Below are 18,071 nucleotides of genomic sequence, written 5' to 3'. Positions count from 1 at the left end.
CCATCCATGGGCGCCCGTTCTCCCCCACCGCGCCGGTCTCTGGCCTGGACCGGTCCGGGTTCAGCCCCCGCCCAGCCGGGCGACGAAGCCGCCGACGAAGACGCCGAGCAGCAGGTCGAGCACGACGAACATCGCCGCCGGCCCGCCGGCGATCCGCAGCGCGGTCTTCGTCACGAACCACTCCAGCCAGAGCGCGTAGCCGATGGCGGCCAGCCCCAGCCCATGCGCCAGCAGCCCGGGCAGGCCGAGCAGCGTCGGCACCGTCAGCGCCAGCAGCACCAAGTACTGGACCACATTCGCCCAGTTCCAGGCGGCGATGAAGCGCGGCCAGTCCGCCTTGCGCCCCTGCGCCTCCGCCAGCGGCAAAGTAGCCAGCGCAAAGCCAGCCCAGGCGACGATGAAGCCGATCAGCTCCGCCAGCACCCCGCGCCCGAGCCCGCCGGCCGGCCCATCGCCATCCGCCCAACCGAACAGCTTGAGCGCGAGGAACCCGGGCAGGCAGATCGCCGCCGCCCAGAAGCTGCGCAGGATGCCCTCCGGCGTCAGGTCGATCAGCGCCAGCCCATCCGGCTTGCCCTGGGCCAGGCGGAAGGCGCCGCGCAGCCCGGCCGAGATCACCTCCCGCGTCGGCGGCGGCGCGGGGGCTCCGGCAGGGGCGCCGCTCAGGCGAAGGCCTCCTCGAGCACCATGCGGTAGAGCCCGGCGAGCTCCCGCAATTCCGCGACCGGCACGCACTCATTCACCTTGTGCATGGTGGACCCGACCGCACCCAGCTCCGCCACCGGGCAGTAGCGGGCGATGAAGCGGGCATCGGAGGTGCCGCCGCCGGTATCCAGCGCCGGCTCCGCGCCCGTGGCCCGGACCACGGCCCGCCGCAGCGCATCCACGAAGGGGCCGGGCTGGGTCAGGAAGCTCTCGCCCGAGCAGTCGATGCGCATCTCGTAGCGCGCCTCCTCCGCCTGCAGCGCCGCATGCAGCATCTCGGTCAGGGAGGCGCTGGTGTGCAGGTCGTTGAAGCGGATGTTGAGCATCGCCCGCGCCTCGCCGGGGATGACGTTGTTCGCCGTGTTGCCGACATCGAAGCCGGTCACCTGCAGGGTCGTCGCCTCGAAGAACTCGCTCCCCTGGTCGATCGGCTGCGCGATCAGCCGGTGCAGCACCCGCACCAGCCGGTGGATCGGGTTGTCGGCGCGCTGCGGATAGGCGCTGTGCCCCTGGGTGCCCAGCAGCGTGATATAGGCCGTCATGCTGCCGCGGCGGCCGACCTTGACGATATCGCCCAGGCGCGCGCGGGAGGTCGGCTCCCCGACCAGCGCCATGTCCGGGATCTCGCCGCGCCCGGCCATCCATTCCAGCACCTTCACCGTGCCGTCCCTGGCCGGGCCTTCCTCATCCCCCGTGATCAGCAGGCTGATGCTGCCGGGATGGCCGGGATTGGCGGCGAGGTAGTCGGTCAGCCCGGCGAGGAAGGCGGCGATGCCGCCCTTCATGTCGCAGGCGCCACGGCCATGAAGCGTGCCGTCCTTCACCAGGCCGGAGAAAGGGTCGTCCGCCCAGCCCTCGGCCGGGCCGGGCGGCACCACATCGGTGTGGCCGGCATAGCAGAAATGCGGCCCGCCGGTGCCGCGCCGGGCATAGAGGTTCTCAATCTCGCCGAAGCGCAGCCGGTGGCAGGTGAAGCCGAGCGGCGCGAGCGCCGCCTCCAGCACGCCGAGCGCGCCGGCATCGGCCGGGGTCACGCTCGGGCAGCGGATCAGCGCCTGTGCCAGCGGCAGCGGATCGGTCGGGGTGTTGCGCATGCCTTGCTCGGTCCGGGTCACGCCGGGCTCCTACAGCGGATTGCGTCCGGAATCGAACGGCAATCGGCTGGGGCCTCTTGTTCCTCGAGCAGATTCGCGCGTCCGGTCGTGCACGGCGTCCCGCGATCTGCCCCGGTGTCTCGGCCGCGCGGCAGGCGCCGCGCGGCCATGGCGCGCGTCAGTCGCGCAGCAGCTCGTTGATGCTGGTCTTGGCGCGGGTCTGCTCATCCACCCGCTTCACGATGACGGCGCAGTAGAGCGAGGGCCCAGGCGTGCCGTCCGGCAGCGGCCTGCCGGGCAGGCTGCCCGGCACCACCACGGAATAGGAGGGGACGCGGCCCACATGAACCTGGCCCGTGGCGCGATCGATGATCTTGGTGCTGGCGCCGATGAAGACGCCCATGGAGAGCACCGCGCCGCGCTCGACGATCACGCCCTCCGCGACCTCGGAGCGAGCGCCGACGAAGCAGTCATCCTCGATGATCACTGGATTGGCCTGCAGCGGCTCCAGCACGCCGCCGATGCCGACGCCGCCCGAGAGATGCACGTTCTTGCCGATCTGGGCGCAGGAACCGACGGTCGCCCAGGTATCGACCATGGTGTTGCGGTCGACATAGGCACCGAGATTGACGAAGGAGGGCATCAGGACCACGCCGGGCGCGATATGGGCGGAACGCCGCACCACGGCGCCCGGCACGGCGCGGAAGCCGGCTTCCTTGAAGCGGTTCGGGCCCCAGCCCTGGAATTTCAGCGGCACCTTGTCATAGGCGCCGGCGGCCGTGTCCATCGGCGCCGAATCGGTCAGGCGGAAGGAGAGCAGCACCGCCTGCTTCAGCCACTGGTTCACCCGCCACTCGCCCGCGGCGCCGGCCGGCTCGGCCACCCGGGCCTTGCCGGAATCGAGCAGTTCCAGCGCCGCCTCGATGGTGGCGCGGTCATCCCCGCCGGTGGCGGGGGAGAGCGTGTCGCGGCGCTCCCACAGGGCTTCGATGCGCGACTGCAGCGTGCTGGCGTCCATGATCCGTGTCCCGAGGCGAATTCCGGCCCGCGCCGGCCAGGGTCTCTCCGCAATGAGGGCAGTGGCGGGCTGGTGCGGGGGATTCCTCCTGCCGGCAGGCCGGCGGAGGCGGCCGATGCGGGATGCATCGGCAGGCCCGCCGACGGCATGTGCAGAACATGCCGCCGCCTGATGCCAGGGCGGAAAACACCCGCCGGAGGCCCCCCTGGTGCTTGCGGACGCAAATCCCAGGCGATGGCCCTCAACCAACCCGATGCCCTTGGGAGATACACCCCAACCCGGCTCGGAAGCGGCGGACCATGCCGATGCCGACACGCGCCTGTCAACGCGCCCTGCCGACGGCCGATAACGCGTCCTTCATCCCATCCGGCGAGATTCCGCCGCATGCGCCCCCTGGACGACACGGTAGATCAGGCCCGCGATCCGCCCCCGCCACGCCCTGCGCGGGCCAGGCGCCTGGCGGCACCGCCCCACGCTTCCCCGCCGCCCGCCACAGGCCATGCCGGGCCGGGAACGGATCCCGGCCTGCGCGGGGCGTTGCTGGAATCGCGCCAGCGCTGGCGGGACTTCGCGGTCCTGGCCGCCGACCTCGCCTTCGAGACGGATGCGGAAGGCCGCCTCACCTTCCTCGCCCCGGATGCCCCGCTCGGCTGGGCGGCGGAGACGCTGCTCGGCCGCCCGGGGCGGGAGCTGCTGGCCGTGCCGGAGCCCGACCCCTTCGCGCTGCGCGCCCCCACCCGCGGCCTGCGCGCCTGGCTTCGGCGTTCCGGGGGCGGCAGCGCCTGCTTCAGCCTGGCCGTCGCGCCGCTGACCGATGCGGCGGGGCGCTTCGCCGGGCTGCGCGGCTGCGGCCATGACATCACCGAGGAGATGCTGGCGGCGGAGGCGCAGGCTGTCGCCCTCCGCCGGGCCGAGGCCCTGCAGATGCTGGTCCGGCGCGTGCGGCGGGCGGTGCTGGCGCCGCAGATGCTGGCGGCGACGCTGGAGGCGCTGCAGACCGCCCTCGGCTGCGCCGGCGCCGCGGTGCTGGAATGGCGGACCGATGCCGGCCCCACGGTCACCCACCGGCGGGGTGCCGACCCGGCGCCGCTGCTGCCCGGGATCGCGCCTTACGCCAGCCATCCCGGCCCCGGCTTCCCGGACGGGCCCTCCGGCGAGAGCCTCGCCCTGCTGCCGCACGCGCCGGCAGATGACCGGCCACAGATGCTTCTCGCCTGGCGCGCCGCCGGGCAGCGCCCCTTCGATGCGGATGACCGGCACCTGCTGGTCGCCCTCGCCGACCTGCTCTTCGTCGTGCTCGGCAACCAGGCGCTGCAGCAGCGGCTGGAGCGCCTGGCGCGCACCGATGCGCTGACCGGCCTCCTGAACCGCCGCGCCTTCCTCGAGGATCTCGGCCGCCGGCTGCGCCGCCAGGCGCTGGATGCGGAGCGGGCGGGCCGGGCGGAGGGCGCGCTGCTCTTTCTCGACCTCGACAATTTCAAGCCGATCAACGACCAGCTGGGGCATGAGGCCGGGGATGCCGCCCTGGTCGCGGTGGCGGGGCTGCTGCGGGAGATGACGCGGCCCACCGACCTCGTGGCGCGGTTCGGCGGTGACGAGTTCGCCCTCTGGCTGGAAGGCGCCGATGCCGGGGGCGCCGCCGAGCGCGCCGCCGCGCTCTGCGCCGCCGCCGCCACGCTCGACCACCATTTGCGGGAGGGCACCCCGCCGCTCAGCTTCAGCCTCGGCTGCGCCATCCGCCGCCCGGGCCATGCGGACACGCCGGAGACGCTGCTGGCGCGCGCCGATGCGGCCATGTACGCCGCCAAGCGCGCCGGGCGGAATCGCTGCGTGCTGGACGGGCCTGCCGCGACGCCGGAGCGGGGCGCCCCATGAAGCCGCCGCCATCCTACGAGGCCGCCAAGCGCATCGTCGCGGAGGGGACGGAGGCGGAGCGGATCGCCCTCGCCTCCCACCCCGAGGCGGCACCGGAGATCCTCTATTTCCTCGCCGGCGACGGGCAGCTCCGGGTGCGTGCGGCCGTGGCGGCCAATGCCGCGACCCCGGCGCAGGCCGATAGCCTGCTGGCCGGGGATGGCGATCCGCGGGTGCGGGCCGTGATCGGCCGCAAGCTCGCGCCGCGCGCCCCGGCCCTGGCCGAGGCGACGGACCGGCTGCATGGGCTTGCCTGGCGGACCCTCTGCGCGCTCGCGGCCGACACCGCGGTGATGGTGCGGGCGGTGATCGCCGAGGAATTGCAGGCGATGCCGGACGCGCCGCGCGACCTGATCCTGCGCCTGGCGCAGGACGCGGCCATGGAGGTCGCGGCGCCGGTCATCCGCTTTTCCCCCCTGCTGACCGAGGCCGACCTGCTGGCGCTGATCGAGGCGCCACCGGTGCCGGAGACGGTAACGGCGGTTGCCCGTCGCCCGCGGCTGAGCGAGAGCCTGTCGGATGCCGTCGCCGCCCGGGCCGGGACCGAGGCGATCACGGCCCTGCTGGAAAACGACTCCGCCGCCATCCGGGAGAAGACGCTCGACACGCTGATCGCCCAGGCGGCGACCCATCAGGAATGGCAACAACGCCTGGTCCGTCGCGCCGGCCTGCCCCCGCGCGCGACCCTGGCGCTGGCCGCGGTGGTGGCCGACCATCTGCTGGAGCCGCTGGCCGCACGCACCGATCTCGACCCCACCCTCGCGCGGGTGCTGCGGGCCCGCGTCGATCTGCGGCTGGAGCGGCAAGGGTCCGGCCACCTGCCGCCCGAACTGGCCTTCGAGGAAGCGGGACTGCACGGCGACCAGGGCACCATGCTGCGGCTGCTGGCGGAGCAGGCCGGCGTGCCGATGCGGGCGGTCGAGCACGCGGCGCGGCTGCGCAGCGGCAAGGCGCTGATCAGCCTGTGCTGGAAGGCCGGCTTCCCCCCGCGCTGCGCCCTGCCGGCGCAGACGGTGCTCGGCCACATCGCCCCGTCGGCCACCATCCCCCTCTCGCCGGAGGGTGGCTGGCCGCTGACCGAGGCCGAAATGCGCTGGCAGATCGAACTGCTGTCCGAGCCGGTGGAGGCGCGATAGGGCGGATCGCGGAGGGGCGGGAAGCCGCCGGCCAGGATGACGGCGCGCCGGCGCGCCATCTCCTCCTCGCCAGGCGGCTCCAGCTTGAGGCTGGCGAGCCCGTGCAGGACCCAACGCCGGTGGATCCGGGCGATGGCCGGGATATCCGCCGCGTCGCTGTCGCGCAGCGCAAGCATCGCGGAGACGGACAGGACGCTTCCCGCCCTACGGCGGATTGCGTTCAAGACTGAACGCCCATCCGCTGGTGCTCATTGTTTTTCGAGCAGAGTCACGCTCCCGGGCGTTCACGCCCCTCCGCGATCTGCTCTAGGGCTTGATCAGCGTGCCGGCCCCGCCATCGGTGAAGAGTTCGTGCAGCACCGCGTGCGGCACGCGGCCATCCAGGATGACGGCGCCCTTCACGCCCTTCTCGATGGCGTAGATGCAGGTCTCGACCTTCGGGATCATGCCGCCCGAGATCCAGCCGGCCTCGATGCCGGCCCGCACCTCGGCCACCGTCATCTCGGGGATCAGCCGGCCGTCGGGGCCGAGCACGCCGCGCACATCGGTCAGCATCAGCAGCCGCTCGGCGCCGAGCGCGCCGGCGATCGCGCCCGCCACGGTATCGGCATTGATGTTGTAGGTCTGGCCATTGGCGCCGATGCCGACCGGGGCCACCACCGGCACGATATCGGCGCCGATCAGCAGCTTCAGCACCTTGGTGTCGACCGACTCCGGCTCCCCGACATAGCCGAGGTCGAGCACCTGCTCGAGGTTGGATCCGGGGTCGCGGACCTTGCGGGTCAGCTTCCGCGCCCGCACCAGCCCGCCATCCTTGCCGGAGATGCCGACGGCCAGCGCGCCCGCCCGGGTGATGGCCTCGGCCACCTGCTTGTTGACCGGGCCGGCGAGCACCATCTCGACCACGTCCAGCATCGCCTCGTCGGTCACCCGCAGGCCCTGGACGAAGGTGGACTGCACGTTCAGCCGCTTCAGCATGGCATTGATCTGCGGCCCGCCGCCATGCACCACCACGGGGTTCACGCCCACCTGCTCCAGCAGCGCGATGTCGCGGCCGAAGCGCAGCGCCGTCTCCTCCTCGCCCATGGCATGGCCGCCGTATTTCACCACGACGATCTGGTCGTCGTAGCGCTTCAGGAAGGGCAGCGCCCCGGCAAGGATCTTCATCGGATCGGGCGTGTCGTCGGTCATCGGCCGGTATTCCCGCGGTCTGGCGTCGCGCGCTCCTGCAGCGGATGCCGTTCGGAACGGAACGCCATCCGCCGTAGGTCATTGTTTATCGAGCAGATTCAGGCTCACGGGCGTTCATGCCCGTCCGCGATCTGCTCTAGAGCAGATCGCCACGGGGCGGAAGCGGCCGGCACCGGATCGAGCGGGAACGCCCTGCGGTCCCGGCCTTTATGCGAGCGCCGGCGCGGTCGGGCCGCACCGGCCTCCAACAGGAAAGGCAGGCGGATGTCGGGAACGAAGGAGGCGCAGGAGCAGGGGCTGCAGCGCCGCTACAATGTGCGGCAGGTGACGAACATCCAGGCCTCCTGGGTCGAGCAGGAGCGGGGCCGGCCGGGCAAATTCACCCTGCAGCTCATCCTCGACAGCGGCGTGGAGGAGTACATCCTCGATCTGGCCGCCGAGGACATGGACGTCATCCTGAAGACCTTCGGCCGGAGCGGGCACACCACCTTCGACCTCGACCGCAAGGTGCTGATGTTCAGCAACCTGAAAGCGGCCTGACCTCCGGGGGCCCGCCCGGCGGGCGGGCCGCTCAGCCCGGCGCGGCCAGCGCCGCGATCTCCGCCCGAAGCTCGGGGATGCCGAGCCCGGTCTCGCTGCTGGTCACCATCACCAGCGGATGGGCGGCGGTGTGGCCACGGGCCAGCCTCTCCGCCTCCTGCCGGCGCTGCTCCAGCCACCAGGGCTTGGCATCATCCGCCTTGGTCAGCACGATCTGGAAGGCGACCGCGGCCTCGTTCAGCAGCGTCATCGCCGCCCGGTCCGCCGGCTTGGTCTCGATCCGCGCATCCAGCAGCAGGAAGACGCGCCGGAGCGTGGGGCGGCCGCGCAGGAAGTCGAACATCAGCCCCTGCCAGTCCGCCTTCACGCTCTTCGAGGCCTGGGCGTAGCCGTAGCCCGGCATGTCCACCAGCGTCAGCCGGTCGCCGAGGTTGAAGAAATTGAGCTGCTTGGTCCGGCCCGGCGTGTTGGAGACACGGGCCAGCGCCTTCTGCCCGGTCAGCGCATTGACCAGCGAGGACTTGCCGACGTTGGAGCGGCCGCAGAAGGCGATCTCCGGCCCCGCCACGGGCGGCAGCTGGTCGATCCGCTGCGCCGCGAAGAAGAAGGTGCAGGGCCGGGCGAAGAGCAGCCGCCCGGCCTCGAACAGCGCCGCCCGCTCCTCCGGCGTCCGGGCCTCGGAGAGGCCCCCGGCCGGCAGCGGCACGGCTCCGCCCTCGCCCATGGGGCCGCTCACCCCTTCTTCGGCTTCGCCGCGGCGGGCACCGCCGCCGGGATCGCCACCGCGCCGCCACCCTTGGCGTTCCGCTGCTTCTCCAGCCGCATGATGTACCACTGCTGCGCGATGGAGAGCAGGTTGTTCCAGGTCCAGTAGATCACCAGGCCGGCCGGGAAGCTGGCCAGCATGAAGGTGAAGATGATCGGCATCCACTGGAAGATCTTGGCCTGGATCGGGTCCGGCGGCTGCGGGTTCAGCTTCTGCTGCGCCCACATGGTCGCGCCCATGAGCAGCGCCCAGACCGGCATGTGCAGGAAGCTGGAGAGCTGCGTCGGGTCGAAGGGCAGCAGGCCGAACAGGTTGAACAGGTTCGTCGGGTCGGGCGCCGAGAGGTCCTGGATCCAGCCGAAGAAGGGCGCGTGCCGCATCTCGATGGTGACGAACAGCACCTTGTAGAGGGCGAAGAAGACCGGGATCTGGATCAGGATCGGCAGGCAGCCGCTGGCCGGGTTGATCTTCTCCGTCCGGTACAGCGCCATCATCTCGGTCTGCGCCTTGGCCGGGTCGTCCTTGTAGCGCTCCCGAATCTCCTGCATCTTCGGGCCGAGAACCTTCATCCGGCCCATCGACTTGTAGGCCTTGTTGGCCAGCGGGAAGAAGGCGGCCTTCAGGAACACGGTGAAGACCAGGATGGCCACGCCGAAGTTGCCGAACAGCTTGAACAGGAAATCGAGCGCGTAGAAGAACGGCTTGGTCAGGAAGTAGAACCAGCCGAAATCGATCGCCTTGTCGAAGTCCGGGATGTTCAGCCGGTCGGCATAGGCATCCAGCAGGTGCACCTCCTTGGCGCCGGCGAACAGCCGGGTGGCGAGGGAGGCGGCGGCGCCGGACGCCACGGATTGCGCGGCGGTCGGCGCGAAATCCACCTGCCAACGATCCTGCCCGCCTTCCGGCACGTGCCGGAAGCTGGCACGGGTGCGGATGGCCGGGTCGGTGGCGGTGATGGCCGTCAGCCAGTACTTGTCGGTGAAGCCGGCCCAGCCGGCGCCGGTCTCCTGCTCCAGCGCCACGCCGCTGCGCTTCTGGCCCTCGCTCTTGGCGTCGGAATAGGTGACCTCCCGCAGCCGGCCGTCGAGCACGCCGACAAAGCCTTCATGCAGGATGAAGAAACCCTGGGTCGGCGGCGTGTTCTCGCGCCGGACGCGCGACCAGGGCAGCACCTGCACCGGCTCGGCGGCGGCGTTGCGGACGCGCTGCTCGGCCGTGAGCATGTAGTTCTCGTCGAGCGCGAGGGCGATCTCGAAGACCTGGCCCTGGCCGTTGTCCCAGCGCAGCGTGACCGGCTGGCCGGGGGCCAGCGCATTGCCCTCCGCCGCCCAGTCCGTGTCATTGCCCGGGACGCGGGTGCGGCCATCCACCGCCGTCCAGCCCCATTGCGCGTAATAGGGGGCGGAGCCCTCGCGCGGCGCCAGCAGGCGCACCAGCGCCGAGTTGCGGTCCACCGTCTCGCGGTAGTCCTTCAGCACCAGGTCATCCAGCCGGGCGCCGCGCAGGTTGAGCGTGCCCTTCACGCGCGGCCCCTCGATGGGGAGCCGGGCGGCCGGGGTGGCCGGCGTGCCGGCAGCGGGCGCGGCATCGGTCGGGGCGCGCAGGGGGCCGACCGGGCCGGGCGTCGGCGCCGGCTGCTGCACCTCTGCCGCCTGCCGCTGCTGCGCCAGTTGCGCCTCGCGCGCCGGGCGGTTCCACAGGTCGAAGATCAGCAGGATGCCAATGGAAAGGGCGATCGCCGCGAGCAGGCGCTTCTGGTCCATGGGACGGGGTCAGCCTTTCGGAACGGGCTGGAAAGATTGGGCATCCGCCGACGGCGCGGCGGTCCGACCCGGCTCATCGGAGGCGGGCGGGACGGGGTCGTAGCCGCCGGGATGCCAGGGGTTGCAGCGCAGGATGCGGCGCCCGGACAGCCAGGCGCCGCGCAGCGCACCATGCGTGCCGAGGGCCTCCAGCGCGTAATGGCTGCAGGAGGGATGGAACCGGCAATGCGCCCCGATGAAGGGGCGGAGCGTCCATTGGTAGGCGATGACGGCGCCGCGCAGGGCCTGGGCGCCGGGGCCGATGCGCTGCGCGCTCATGGCGCCGGCTCCGCCGGCGGCTCGATGGGCACGCCGGCCTGGCGCAGAGCGCCGCGCAGGTCCCCCAGCAGCTTGGGCCATTCCCGCGTGCCGGTCGCATCGCGCGCGATCAGCACTAGGTCCCAGCCGGCGGGCGGCGCCTCGCCCAATGTCAGTCGCGCCGCCTCCCGCAGCCGGCGCTTGGCGCGGTTGCGGGCGACGGCGTTGCCGATCTTCTTGGTCGCGGTGAAGCCGAGGCGCAGCCCTCCCTCCGGCTGCGGCAGTGCCTGCAGCACGAGAGCGGGGCGTGCAGCCTTGCGGCCTCGGCTGGCGACCTTCAGGAACTCGCCGCGCCGGGTCAGCCGAGGCAGGCGGCCCGGCATGGCAGGGTCCCCTTCACCTGGCTCAGGCGCTGAGCTTGGCCCGGCCCTTGGCGCGGCGGTTGGCGAGGACCTTGCGGCCGCCCACCGTCGCCATGCGGGACCGGAACCCATGCCGGCGCTTCCGGACGAGCTTCGAGGGCTGGTAGGTACGCTTCACGGGTCGATCTCCGTCAGGAAAGGCGTCGGCGCGCCCCCCCCGGGAGAGGGCTCCCCGAAGGCGCGCTGCAGCGACGGCCGGCGACCCTTCCGTGCGGGCCCCGGCGAAGGGGGTCCCTATAGGGAGGCAGGGGGGCTTCCGTCAATCGCGGCGGCGCGGTAGCGCGCATGGCGCCGCTGGCGTAACGCCATGCCAGACGGAGACGACGCCGGCATGCCCGATGATCCTTCGCCCACCGCATCCGATCGCCGCCGGCCCTGGCTGCGCCTCTGGCCGCTCGCCCTCCTCCTGGCGGCGATCGGCCTCGCCTATGCGCTCGGCCTGCACCGGGTCCTCTCCTTCGAGGCGCTGGCCGAGCACCGCGCCACCCTCGCGGGCTTCGTCGCGGCGCGGCCGGTGCCGGCGCTGCTGCTCTATGTCCTCACCTATGTAGTGGTGGTCGGCTTCTCCCTGCCCGGGGCGACCGTGATGACGCTCGCGGGCGGCTTCCTCTTCGGCCCCTGGCTCGGCGCCGCCGCGGCGGTGGCCGGCGCGACGATCGGTGCCTGCCTGCTCTTCCTGGCGGCGCGGCATGCGCTGGCGGACAGCCTGGCGCGGCGGGCCGGGCCGCGGCTCGGCAAGCTGCGGGAGGCGCTGGCGCGGGACGGGTTCTGGTACCTGCTCTCGCTGCGCCTGCTGCCGGTGCTGCCCTTCTGGTTCGTCAACCTGGCCCCGGCGCTGGCCGGCATGCCGCTTGCGCCCTATGCCGCGGCGACCTTCCTCGGGATCATTCCGGCGAGCCTGGTCTTCGCCGGGATCGGCGCCGGGCTGGGCCAGGTCTTCGAGAGCGGGGGGCGGCCGGACCTCACGGTGATCTTCTCCCCCGGCATCCTGCTGCCGCTGCTCGGCCTCGCCGCGCTGTCGCTGCTCGGCGCCTGGTGGCGCCGGCGCCAGCGCGCGGCATGATGGCCGCCCCCCGCAACGGTCCGGCCGCGGCCCGGGCAGGCCAGGAACCCGCGCCCGGCGGCCGTGCCGGAGCGCCCGAAGTGAACAGACAAGGGAAGACGCATGCCTGACTTCGACGTGGCGGTGATCGGCGCCGGGGCCGCGGGCCTTTCGGTCGCGGCCATTTGCAGCGGCCTCGGCCTGAGGACGGCGCTGATCGAGCGCGGGCGGATGGGCGGCGACTGCCTGAATTACGGCTGCGTCCCCTCCAAGGCCCTGCTCGCCGCCGCGCATGCCGCGGCGGAGGCGCGCCGGGCCGGGCGCCTCGGCATCCGCCTGCCGGAGCCCGAGATCGACTGGGCGGGCGTGCGCGCCCATGTCCAGGGCGCCATCACCCGCATCGCGCCAAATGACAGCGCAGCGCGCTACCGCGGCATGGGTGTCGAGGTGATCGAGGCGGCGGGGCATTTCACCGCGCCGGACGAGCTGGAGGCGGGCGGGCGGCGCCTCACCTTCCGCCGCTGCGTCATCGCCGCCGGCAGCAGCCCGGTGGTGCCGGACATCCCCGGCCTGGATGGTGTGCCCTGGCTGACCAATGAGACGATCTTCGGCCTGGAGGAACCGCCGGGCCACCTGATCATCCTGGGCGGCGGGCCGATCGGGCTCGAGATGGCGCAGGCCCATGCCCGGCTTGGCTGCCTGGTGACGGTGATCGAGGCCGCGCCACGCATCGCCGCGCGGGAGGATGAGGAGCTGGCGGAGGGGCTGCGCGCCGCCCTGCTGCAGGACGGCGTCACGCTGCGGGAGGGGGTGAAGCTCGCCCGCCTGGAGCAGCTGGAGCCCGATTCGCACGCCGCCGAGGCCGGCGTGGTCGCGGTGCTGGAGGACGGGACGCGGATCGCCGGCACGCATCTGCTGCTGGCGGTTGGCCGGGCGCCGCGCCTCGCCAGCCTCGACCTGGTCGCGGGGAATGTCGAGGCGAGCGCGCGCGGCATCCGCACCCGGGCGGATCTCCGCTCCGTCTCCAACCCCCGGGTCTGGGCGGTGGGCGACATCGCCGACCCGGAGGGGATCGGGCCGCGCGCCTTCACCCATGTCGCCGGCCAGCATGCCGGGGTGCTGGTGCGCTCCATGCTGTTCCGCCTGCCGGGCACGAAGGTGGACTACGCCGCCCTGCCGCGCGTGACCTACACCGACCCGGAGCTGGCGCAGATCGGCCTGACCGAGGCGGAGGCGCGCGAGCAGGGGCACGAGGACCTGCGGATCCATCGCTGGCCGCTGGCGGAGAACGACCGCGCCATCGCCGAGGGCCGGCCGGAAGGCCTGGTGAAGCTGGTCGTCTCGGCCCGGGGCAGGCTGCTCGGCGCCGGCATCCTGGCACCCAGGGCGGGCGAGATGGCGGGCGCCTACGGGCTGATGATCGGGCGGAAGCTGCCGCTCTCGGCCCTCGCCTCCCTGGTCCTGCCCTATCCCACCCTCGCCGAGGCGGGGAAGCGGGCGGCCGGGGACTTCTACGCACCGAAACTGTTATCGCCCGGGGTGAAGCGGCTTATCGGCTTGCTCAAACGCCTGCCCTGAGCATGATGCCGCACCCGCGAAGGATCGGATTGGCCATGGAACAGACTCTCGCAGGGCGCAGCGCCCTCGTCACCGGCAGCACCAGCGGCATCGGCCTCGGCATCGCGCTGCTCTATGCGCAGGCCGGGGCGAAGGTGATGCTGAACGGCTTCGGCAGGCCGGAGGAGATCGCCCGCGCCCGCGCCGAGGTCGGCGCCGCCATGGGCGTGGCGGAGGCCCCCTATTCCGCCGCCGACCTCTCGAAGCCCGAGGCGGTGCGGCAGATGGTGGCGGAGGCGAAGGATGCGCTCGGTGCCGTCGACATCCTCGTGAACAACGCCGGCATCCAGTTCGTCTCGCCGGTCGATGAATTCCCGGAGGAGAAGTTCGACGCGATCATCGCGATCAACTTCACCTCGAATTTCCACGCCATCAAGGCGGCGCTGCCGGGCATGAAGGCGCGCGGCTGGGGCCGCATCATCAATGTCGCCTCGGCGCATGGCCTGGTCGCCTCGCCCAACAAATCCGCCTATGTCGCGGCCAAGCATGCGGTGGTCGGGCTGACCAAGACCGTGGCGCTGGAGATCGCGCGCACGCCGATCACCTGCAACGCCATCTGCCCGGGCTTCGTCCGCACCCCGCTGGCCGAGGCGCAGGTCGCCCCGCTGGCGAAGAAGCACGGCGTCTCCGAAGAGACCGCGCTGACCGACCACCTGCTGGAGAAGCAGCCCTCCAAGCGCTGGATCGAGGTGGAGGAGGTGGCACAGATGGCGCTTTATCTCTGCGGCCCGGGCAGCGGCGGGGTGAACGGCTCCGCCCTGTCGATCGATGGCGGCTGGACCGCGAGCTGATGGCAACCGAGCGGGGTGGCCCGGGAAAGCCCGCCGGCACCCGGCCGAACGGCGCGGGCCACGCCGCGCCGACCGGCGATCTCCGCGGCGAGGGCCCGCTGCCCGAGGCGCTGACGCCCCGCCCGACCGCGCCGGACTCGCAGCCGCAGCCGCTCGGCCAGCCGGCGGTGGCGAAGCCGGTCCAGACCAAGCGCATCAACCTGGCCCTGCAGGGCGGCGGCACGCATGGCGCCTTCACCTGGGGCGTGCTGGACCGGTTGCTGGAGGATGAGCGGCTGGCCTTCGACGGCGTCTCCGGCACCTCCGCCGGCGCCATCAATGCCGTGATCTTCGTCCAGGGCCTGGCCGAGGGCGGGCGGGAGGGAGCGCGCCGCGCGCTCGACAAGATGTGGCGGGACGTGGCCGCGCGGCTGGCCGTCAGCCCGCTGCGCAACACGCCGATCGAGAAGGCGCTCTGGGGCTACGACCTGACCTATTCGGTCGCCTACCAGACCTTCGACACGCTGAGCCGCGTCTTCTCCCCCTACCAGCTCAACCCCTTCCTGGCGGAGTTCAACCCGCTGCGCCAGGTGATCACCGACAACCTCGACGAGGCCCGGCTGAAGCGCGACCCGAAGGCCATCCGGCTGTTCATCAGCGCGACCAATGTCCGGACGGGCAAGCCGCGCGTCTTCACCCGCACGGAGGTCAACACGGATGTCGTGCTCGCCTCCGCCTGCCTGCCGAACATCTTCCGCGCGGTCGAGATCGACGGCGAGGCCTATTGGGACGGTGGCTACCTGGGCAACCCGGCGATCTGGCCGCTCTATTACGAGCGCGGGGCGCCGGACATCCTGCTCGTGCAGATCAACGCCATCATGCGGCAGGAGCTGCCGACCACGCCGTCCGACATCATGAACCGGCTGAACGAGATCAGCTTCAACGCCTCCCTCATGGCGGAGATGCGGGCGATCGATTTCGTGCAGCGGCTGCTGGATTCCGGGCGGCTGGAGCAGCCGCGCTACCGGCGCATCTTCCTCCACTGCGTGGACGACGAGGATCGCATGCGGCAGTTCAAGCTCTCCACCAAGCTGAACGGCGACTGGGAATTCCTGCTGACGCTGCGGCGCTATGGCTGGGAGGCGGCGGACAGGTTCCTCTCCGAGCATTTCGACACCATCGGGCGGGAGAGCACGCTGGACATCCAGCGCTACCTCTAGGGCGGGGCGCGGACGGCCGTGAACGCCCGGGAGCGTGAATCTGCCGGGAAACAGGGAGCTGCAGGGAGGGGCGCGGCGCGGAGGTCGGACCGGGACGGCGGCGCCGGCACGCCCTCCTCCACCGAACGTCACGGTCACCCCGGACCGGCCCGCCGGGAGCAGCGCGCACCGCGTCACGCGGCCCGGCGGGCGGCACCGGGCCCCGCATCCCGCTCCCCTTCGCCGCGTTGCCGCTTCGCGGAAGCGAGGGCGGCAATGCTGGTCTATGGCGACAGGGTGCAGGTGCAGGAGACGCAGGCGGTGGTCGGGTGCCTCGGCGCGCTGCTCGCCCGGGCCGCCGCCCTGCCCCCCGGAATCGCCCGCCACGGCACGCTGGCCGGTGCCTTCATCGCGGTGGGCGAGCTGACCCAGGGCATCGCCGATGCCGGCTTCGCCGCCCGCGGCGCCGATGCCTCCTGCCCCGCGACGGAAGCCGCCATGGCGCTGCTGCTCCGCTGCGCTGGGGCGCTGCGGCATTCCTGGGAGAGCGGCTTCGCGGCCGGGCCGCTGCCCGCCATCCCCGAGCTTCCTGAACTCCCCGGGCGCATCGAGATCCGCCAGCCCGAAGGCTTCGCCTTCTACGCCCTCTACCCGGAAGCCTATGCGATGGCCGCTGCCGCGGCCGGCCTGCCGCCCGCGACCCGCGTCATCGGCCTCCGCAGCATCGGCGTTCCGCTCGGCGCCATGGTGGCATCGGCGCTCGGCGCCGCGGCGCCCGTCACGCTGCGCCCGGCCGGCCATCCCTTCCGGCGGGAGCTTGCGGTGGCGCCGGCCCTCGCCGCGCGGCTGCTGCCCGCCCCGGACCTGCCGGTTGCGGTGGTGGATGAGGGGCCGGGCCTCTCCGGCAGTTCCTTCGGCGCGGTCGCCGACTGGCTGGAGGACCGCGGCGTGCCGCCCGGGCGCATCGCCTTCTTCCCGAGCCATGGCGGCGCGCCCGGCCCCATGGCCAGCCCGCGCCACCGCGCCCGCTGGGATCGCGCCGCGCGGCACTGGCAGGGCTTCGAGACGGTGGTGCAGCCCCGCCTCGCCGCCTGGGCCGGGACGCTGACCGGCCCGGCGGAGGGGCCGCTGACGGATATCTCCGGCGGTGCCTGGCGCGCCGGCCGCTACCCCGGGGCGGCCTGGCCGCCCGTCCATGCCCAGCAGGAGCGGCGGAAATTCCTCCTGCCCGCCGGCGGCGCGACCTGGCTGCTGAAATTCGTGGGGCTCGGCGCGGATGGCGAGCGCAAGGCCGGGCGTGGCCGGGCGCTGGCCGAGGCCGGCTTCACCCCGCCCGTCGCCGGCTGGTGCCACGGCTTCCTCGTCGAGCGCTGGCTGGAGGCGGCCCGCCCGCTCGACCCGGCGCGGATGGACCAGGACCGGCTGGCGGAGCAGGTCGGCCGCTATCTCGGATTCCGCGCCCGCGCCTTCCCGGCCGCGCCCGAGCAGGGCGCCTCGCCGGCCAGCCTGCTGGAGATGGCGCGGCACAATGCCGGCCTGGCGCTGGGCGAGGCGGCGGCGCGCCGGTTCGATCGCTGGACGGCGGCGGAGCTCGCCGCGCTCGGCGTCCGCGCCCGGCCGGTCGAGACCGACAACCGGCTGCATGCCTGGGAATGGCTGGCCCTGCCGGACGGGCGGCTGCTGAAGGCCGATGCGCTGGACCACCACGCCGCGCATGACCTGATCGGCTGCCAGGACATCGCCTGGGACGTGGCGGGGGCCATGGTGGAGCTGGGGCTCGATGCGCGCCTGATCCCCATCCTGGAGGCCGCGTCCGGCCGCCCTGTCGACCCCGGCCTGCTGGCGCTGCTGCTGCCCTGCTACTGCGCCTTCCAGCTCGGCCACTGGACCATGGCGGCGGAGGCCGCGCCGGATGCCGAGGAAGCCGCCCGGCTGCGGGCGGCGGTCGCCCGCTATGCCGCGCGGCTGCAGGGGGCGCTTGCGGCATGATCCTGCTCCGCCACGGCCAGAGCGAGTTCAACCTCCACCTCTCCGCGACCGGCCGCGACCCCGGCATTCCGGATGCGCCGCTGACCCCGCTCGGCCACGCCCAGGCCGCGGCGGCGGCGGAGGCACTGGCGGGCGAGGATATCCGCCGCATCCTCTGCTCCCCCTATACCCGCGCGCTGCAGACCGCGACGCCCATCGCGCGGCGGCTCGGCCTGCCCATCACCGTCACGCCGACGGTGCGGGAACGCTATTCGGCAAGCTGCGACATCGGCACGGCGCGGACGGAGCTGGCGCTGGCCTGGCCGGCGCTCGACTTCACCGCGGTGGAGGAGGTGTGGTGGCCCGCGATCGAGGAGCCGCACGACCAGTTCGCGGCCCGCGCCGCCCTGTTCCGCGCCGAGATGGCGGCGCTGCCGGACCGCGCGCATACCCTCGTCGTCTGCCACTGGGGGTTCATCCACGCGCTCACCGGCCGCAGCCTCGACAATGGCGCGTGGCTGCGGCTGTCCTGATCATGCCTGCGCGCGGACAGGCTGGCGCCTGTCTGCGGCCTCATGCCAAGCCGCATGATGGCTGGCCTGCAGCCGCCCCGGACGGCTGAGCGCCCG

The 18,071-nt window shown here is 72.8% G+C and carries 18 protein-coding genes; 9 read left to right on the top strand and 9 right to left on the bottom strand.

Translation table 11 applies throughout. The features are described from left to right. Positions 1-60: 60 nt before the first annotated feature. The 3 genes from LHA35_RS03025 to dapD form a co-directional block, all read right to left on the bottom strand. On the bottom strand, positions 61-618 hold the full coding sequence (locus LHA35_RS03025; protein WP_226604311.1) for a hypothetical protein: 558 nt from the start codon (positions 616-618) through the stop codon (positions 61-63). Between the two features lie 44 nt (positions 619-662). Next, positions 663-1,799, bottom strand: a complete 1,137-nt coding sequence (gene dapE / locus LHA35_RS03020; protein WP_226604647.1) for a succinyl-diaminopimelate desuccinylase — start codon at positions 1,797-1,799, stop codon at positions 663-665. Positions 1,800-1,977: 178 nt separating this feature from the next. Further along, complete coding sequence (dapD, locus tag LHA35_RS03015) at positions 1,978-2,817, bottom strand: 2,3,4,5-tetrahydropyridine-2,6-dicarboxylate N-succinyltransferase (RefSeq protein WP_226604308.1); 840 nt, start codon at positions 2,815-2,817, stop codon at positions 1,978-1,980. Positions 2,818-3,354: 537 nt separating this feature from the next. On the opposite strand from dapD, the gene LHA35_RS03010 reads away from it, so the two are divergent. Next, positions 3,355-4,692, top strand: coding sequence for a diguanylate cyclase domain-containing protein (locus LHA35_RS03010; RefSeq protein WP_226604305.1), 1,338 nt, complete (start codon positions 3,355-3,357; stop codon positions 4,690-4,692). Continuing rightward, a complete protein-coding gene (locus LHA35_RS03005; RefSeq protein WP_226604303.1) occupies positions 4,689-5,867 on the top strand; it encodes a DUF2336 domain-containing protein in 1,179 nt (392 codons plus the stop codon). The genes LHA35_RS03010 and LHA35_RS03005 overlap by 4 nt, the downstream gene beginning before the upstream one ends. Before the next feature lie 306 nt (positions 5,868-6,173). On the opposite strand, the gene argB is transcribed toward LHA35_RS03005, so the two are convergent. Continuing rightward, the gene (gene argB / locus LHA35_RS03000) at positions 6,174-7,058 is read right to left on the bottom strand and encodes an acetylglutamate kinase (RefSeq protein WP_226604300.1); all 885 of its coding nucleotides are present in this window, start codon (positions 7,056-7,058) and stop codon (positions 6,174-6,176) included. A gap of 264 nt (positions 7,059-7,322) precedes the next feature. Here argB and LHA35_RS02995 point away from each other — a divergent pair, with 264 nt between their 5' ends. Further along, positions 7,323-7,598, top strand: coding sequence for a hypothetical protein (locus tag LHA35_RS02995; RefSeq protein WP_226604297.1), 276 nt, complete (start codon positions 7,323-7,325; stop codon positions 7,596-7,598). A gap of 31 nt (positions 7,599-7,629) precedes the next feature. Here the strand turns inward: LHA35_RS02995 and yihA are convergent, their stop codons facing one another. From yihA to rpmH, 5 genes are read right to left on the bottom strand one after another with little or no spacing between them, the layout of a single operon-like run. Then, positions 7,630-8,322, bottom strand: a complete 693-nt coding sequence (yihA, locus tag LHA35_RS02990; protein WP_226604294.1) for a ribosome biogenesis GTP-binding protein YihA/YsxC — start codon at positions 8,320-8,322, stop codon at positions 7,630-7,632. 8 nt (positions 8,323-8,330) lie between these two features. Next, complete coding sequence (gene yidC, locus LHA35_RS02985) at positions 8,331-10,127, bottom strand: membrane protein insertase YidC (RefSeq protein ID WP_226604290.1); 1,797 nt, start codon at positions 10,125-10,127, stop codon at positions 8,331-8,333. 9 nt (positions 10,128-10,136) lie between these two features. Then, positions 10,137-10,445 carry a membrane protein insertion efficiency factor YidD gene (gene yidD, locus LHA35_RS02980; RefSeq protein WP_226604287.1) on the bottom strand — a complete coding sequence of 103 codons (309 nt, stop codon included), beginning with the start codon at positions 10,443-10,445 and terminating at the stop codon, positions 10,137-10,139. After that, a complete protein-coding gene (gene rnpA / locus LHA35_RS02975) occupies positions 10,442-10,807 on the bottom strand; it encodes a ribonuclease P protein component (RefSeq protein WP_226604284.1) in 366 nt (121 codons plus the stop codon). The genes yidD and rnpA overlap by 4 nt, the downstream gene beginning before the upstream one ends. Before the next feature lie 22 nt (positions 10,808-10,829). Next, complete coding sequence (gene rpmH, locus LHA35_RS02970) at positions 10,830-10,964, bottom strand: 50S ribosomal protein L34 (protein ID WP_226604281.1); 135 nt, start codon at positions 10,962-10,964, stop codon at positions 10,830-10,832. 213 nt (positions 10,965-11,177) lie between these two features. Between rpmH and LHA35_RS02965 the strand changes: the two genes are divergently transcribed. From LHA35_RS02965 to LHA35_RS02940, 6 genes are all read left to right on the top strand, one after another. Then, positions 11,178-11,909, top strand: coding sequence for a TVP38/TMEM64 family protein (locus LHA35_RS02965; protein ID WP_226604278.1), 732 nt, complete (start codon positions 11,178-11,180; stop codon positions 11,907-11,909). Positions 11,910-12,011: 102 nt separating this feature from the next. After that, on the top strand, positions 12,012-13,466 hold the full coding sequence (locus tag LHA35_RS02960) for a dihydrolipoyl dehydrogenase family protein (protein WP_226604276.1): 1,455 nt from the start codon (positions 12,012-12,014) through the stop codon (positions 13,464-13,466). 35 nt (positions 13,467-13,501) lie between these two features. Then, positions 13,502-14,296: a 3-hydroxybutyrate dehydrogenase gene (locus LHA35_RS02955; protein WP_226604272.1), complete on the top strand. Its 795-nt coding sequence runs from the start codon at positions 13,502-13,504 to the stop codon at positions 14,294-14,296. Further along, positions 14,296-15,495 carry a patatin-like phospholipase family protein gene (locus LHA35_RS02950; protein ID WP_226604269.1) on the top strand — a complete coding sequence of 400 codons (1,200 nt, stop codon included), beginning with the start codon at positions 14,296-14,298 and terminating at the stop codon, positions 15,493-15,495. Before LHA35_RS02955 ends, LHA35_RS02950 begins: the two co-directional genes overlap by 1 nt. A 255-nt stretch (positions 15,496-15,750) precedes the next feature. Then, on the top strand, positions 15,751-17,463 hold the full coding sequence (locus tag LHA35_RS02945) for a hypothetical protein (RefSeq protein WP_226604268.1): 1,713 nt from the start codon (positions 15,751-15,753) through the stop codon (positions 17,461-17,463). Then, the gene (locus tag LHA35_RS02940) at positions 17,460-17,975 is read left to right on the top strand and encodes a histidine phosphatase family protein (protein ID WP_226604266.1); all 516 of its coding nucleotides are present in this window, start codon (positions 17,460-17,462) and stop codon (positions 17,973-17,975) included. The genes LHA35_RS02945 and LHA35_RS02940 overlap by 4 nt, the downstream gene beginning before the upstream one ends. Positions 17,976-18,071: the final 96 nt, after the last annotated feature.

It is taken from the genome of Roseicella aerolata (assembly GCF_020523605.1).
GTDB lineage: Bacteria > Pseudomonadota > Alphaproteobacteria > Acetobacterales > Acetobacteraceae > Paracraurococcus > Paracraurococcus aerolatus.
This window is presented reverse-complemented; position numbering and strand designations above follow the sequence as displayed.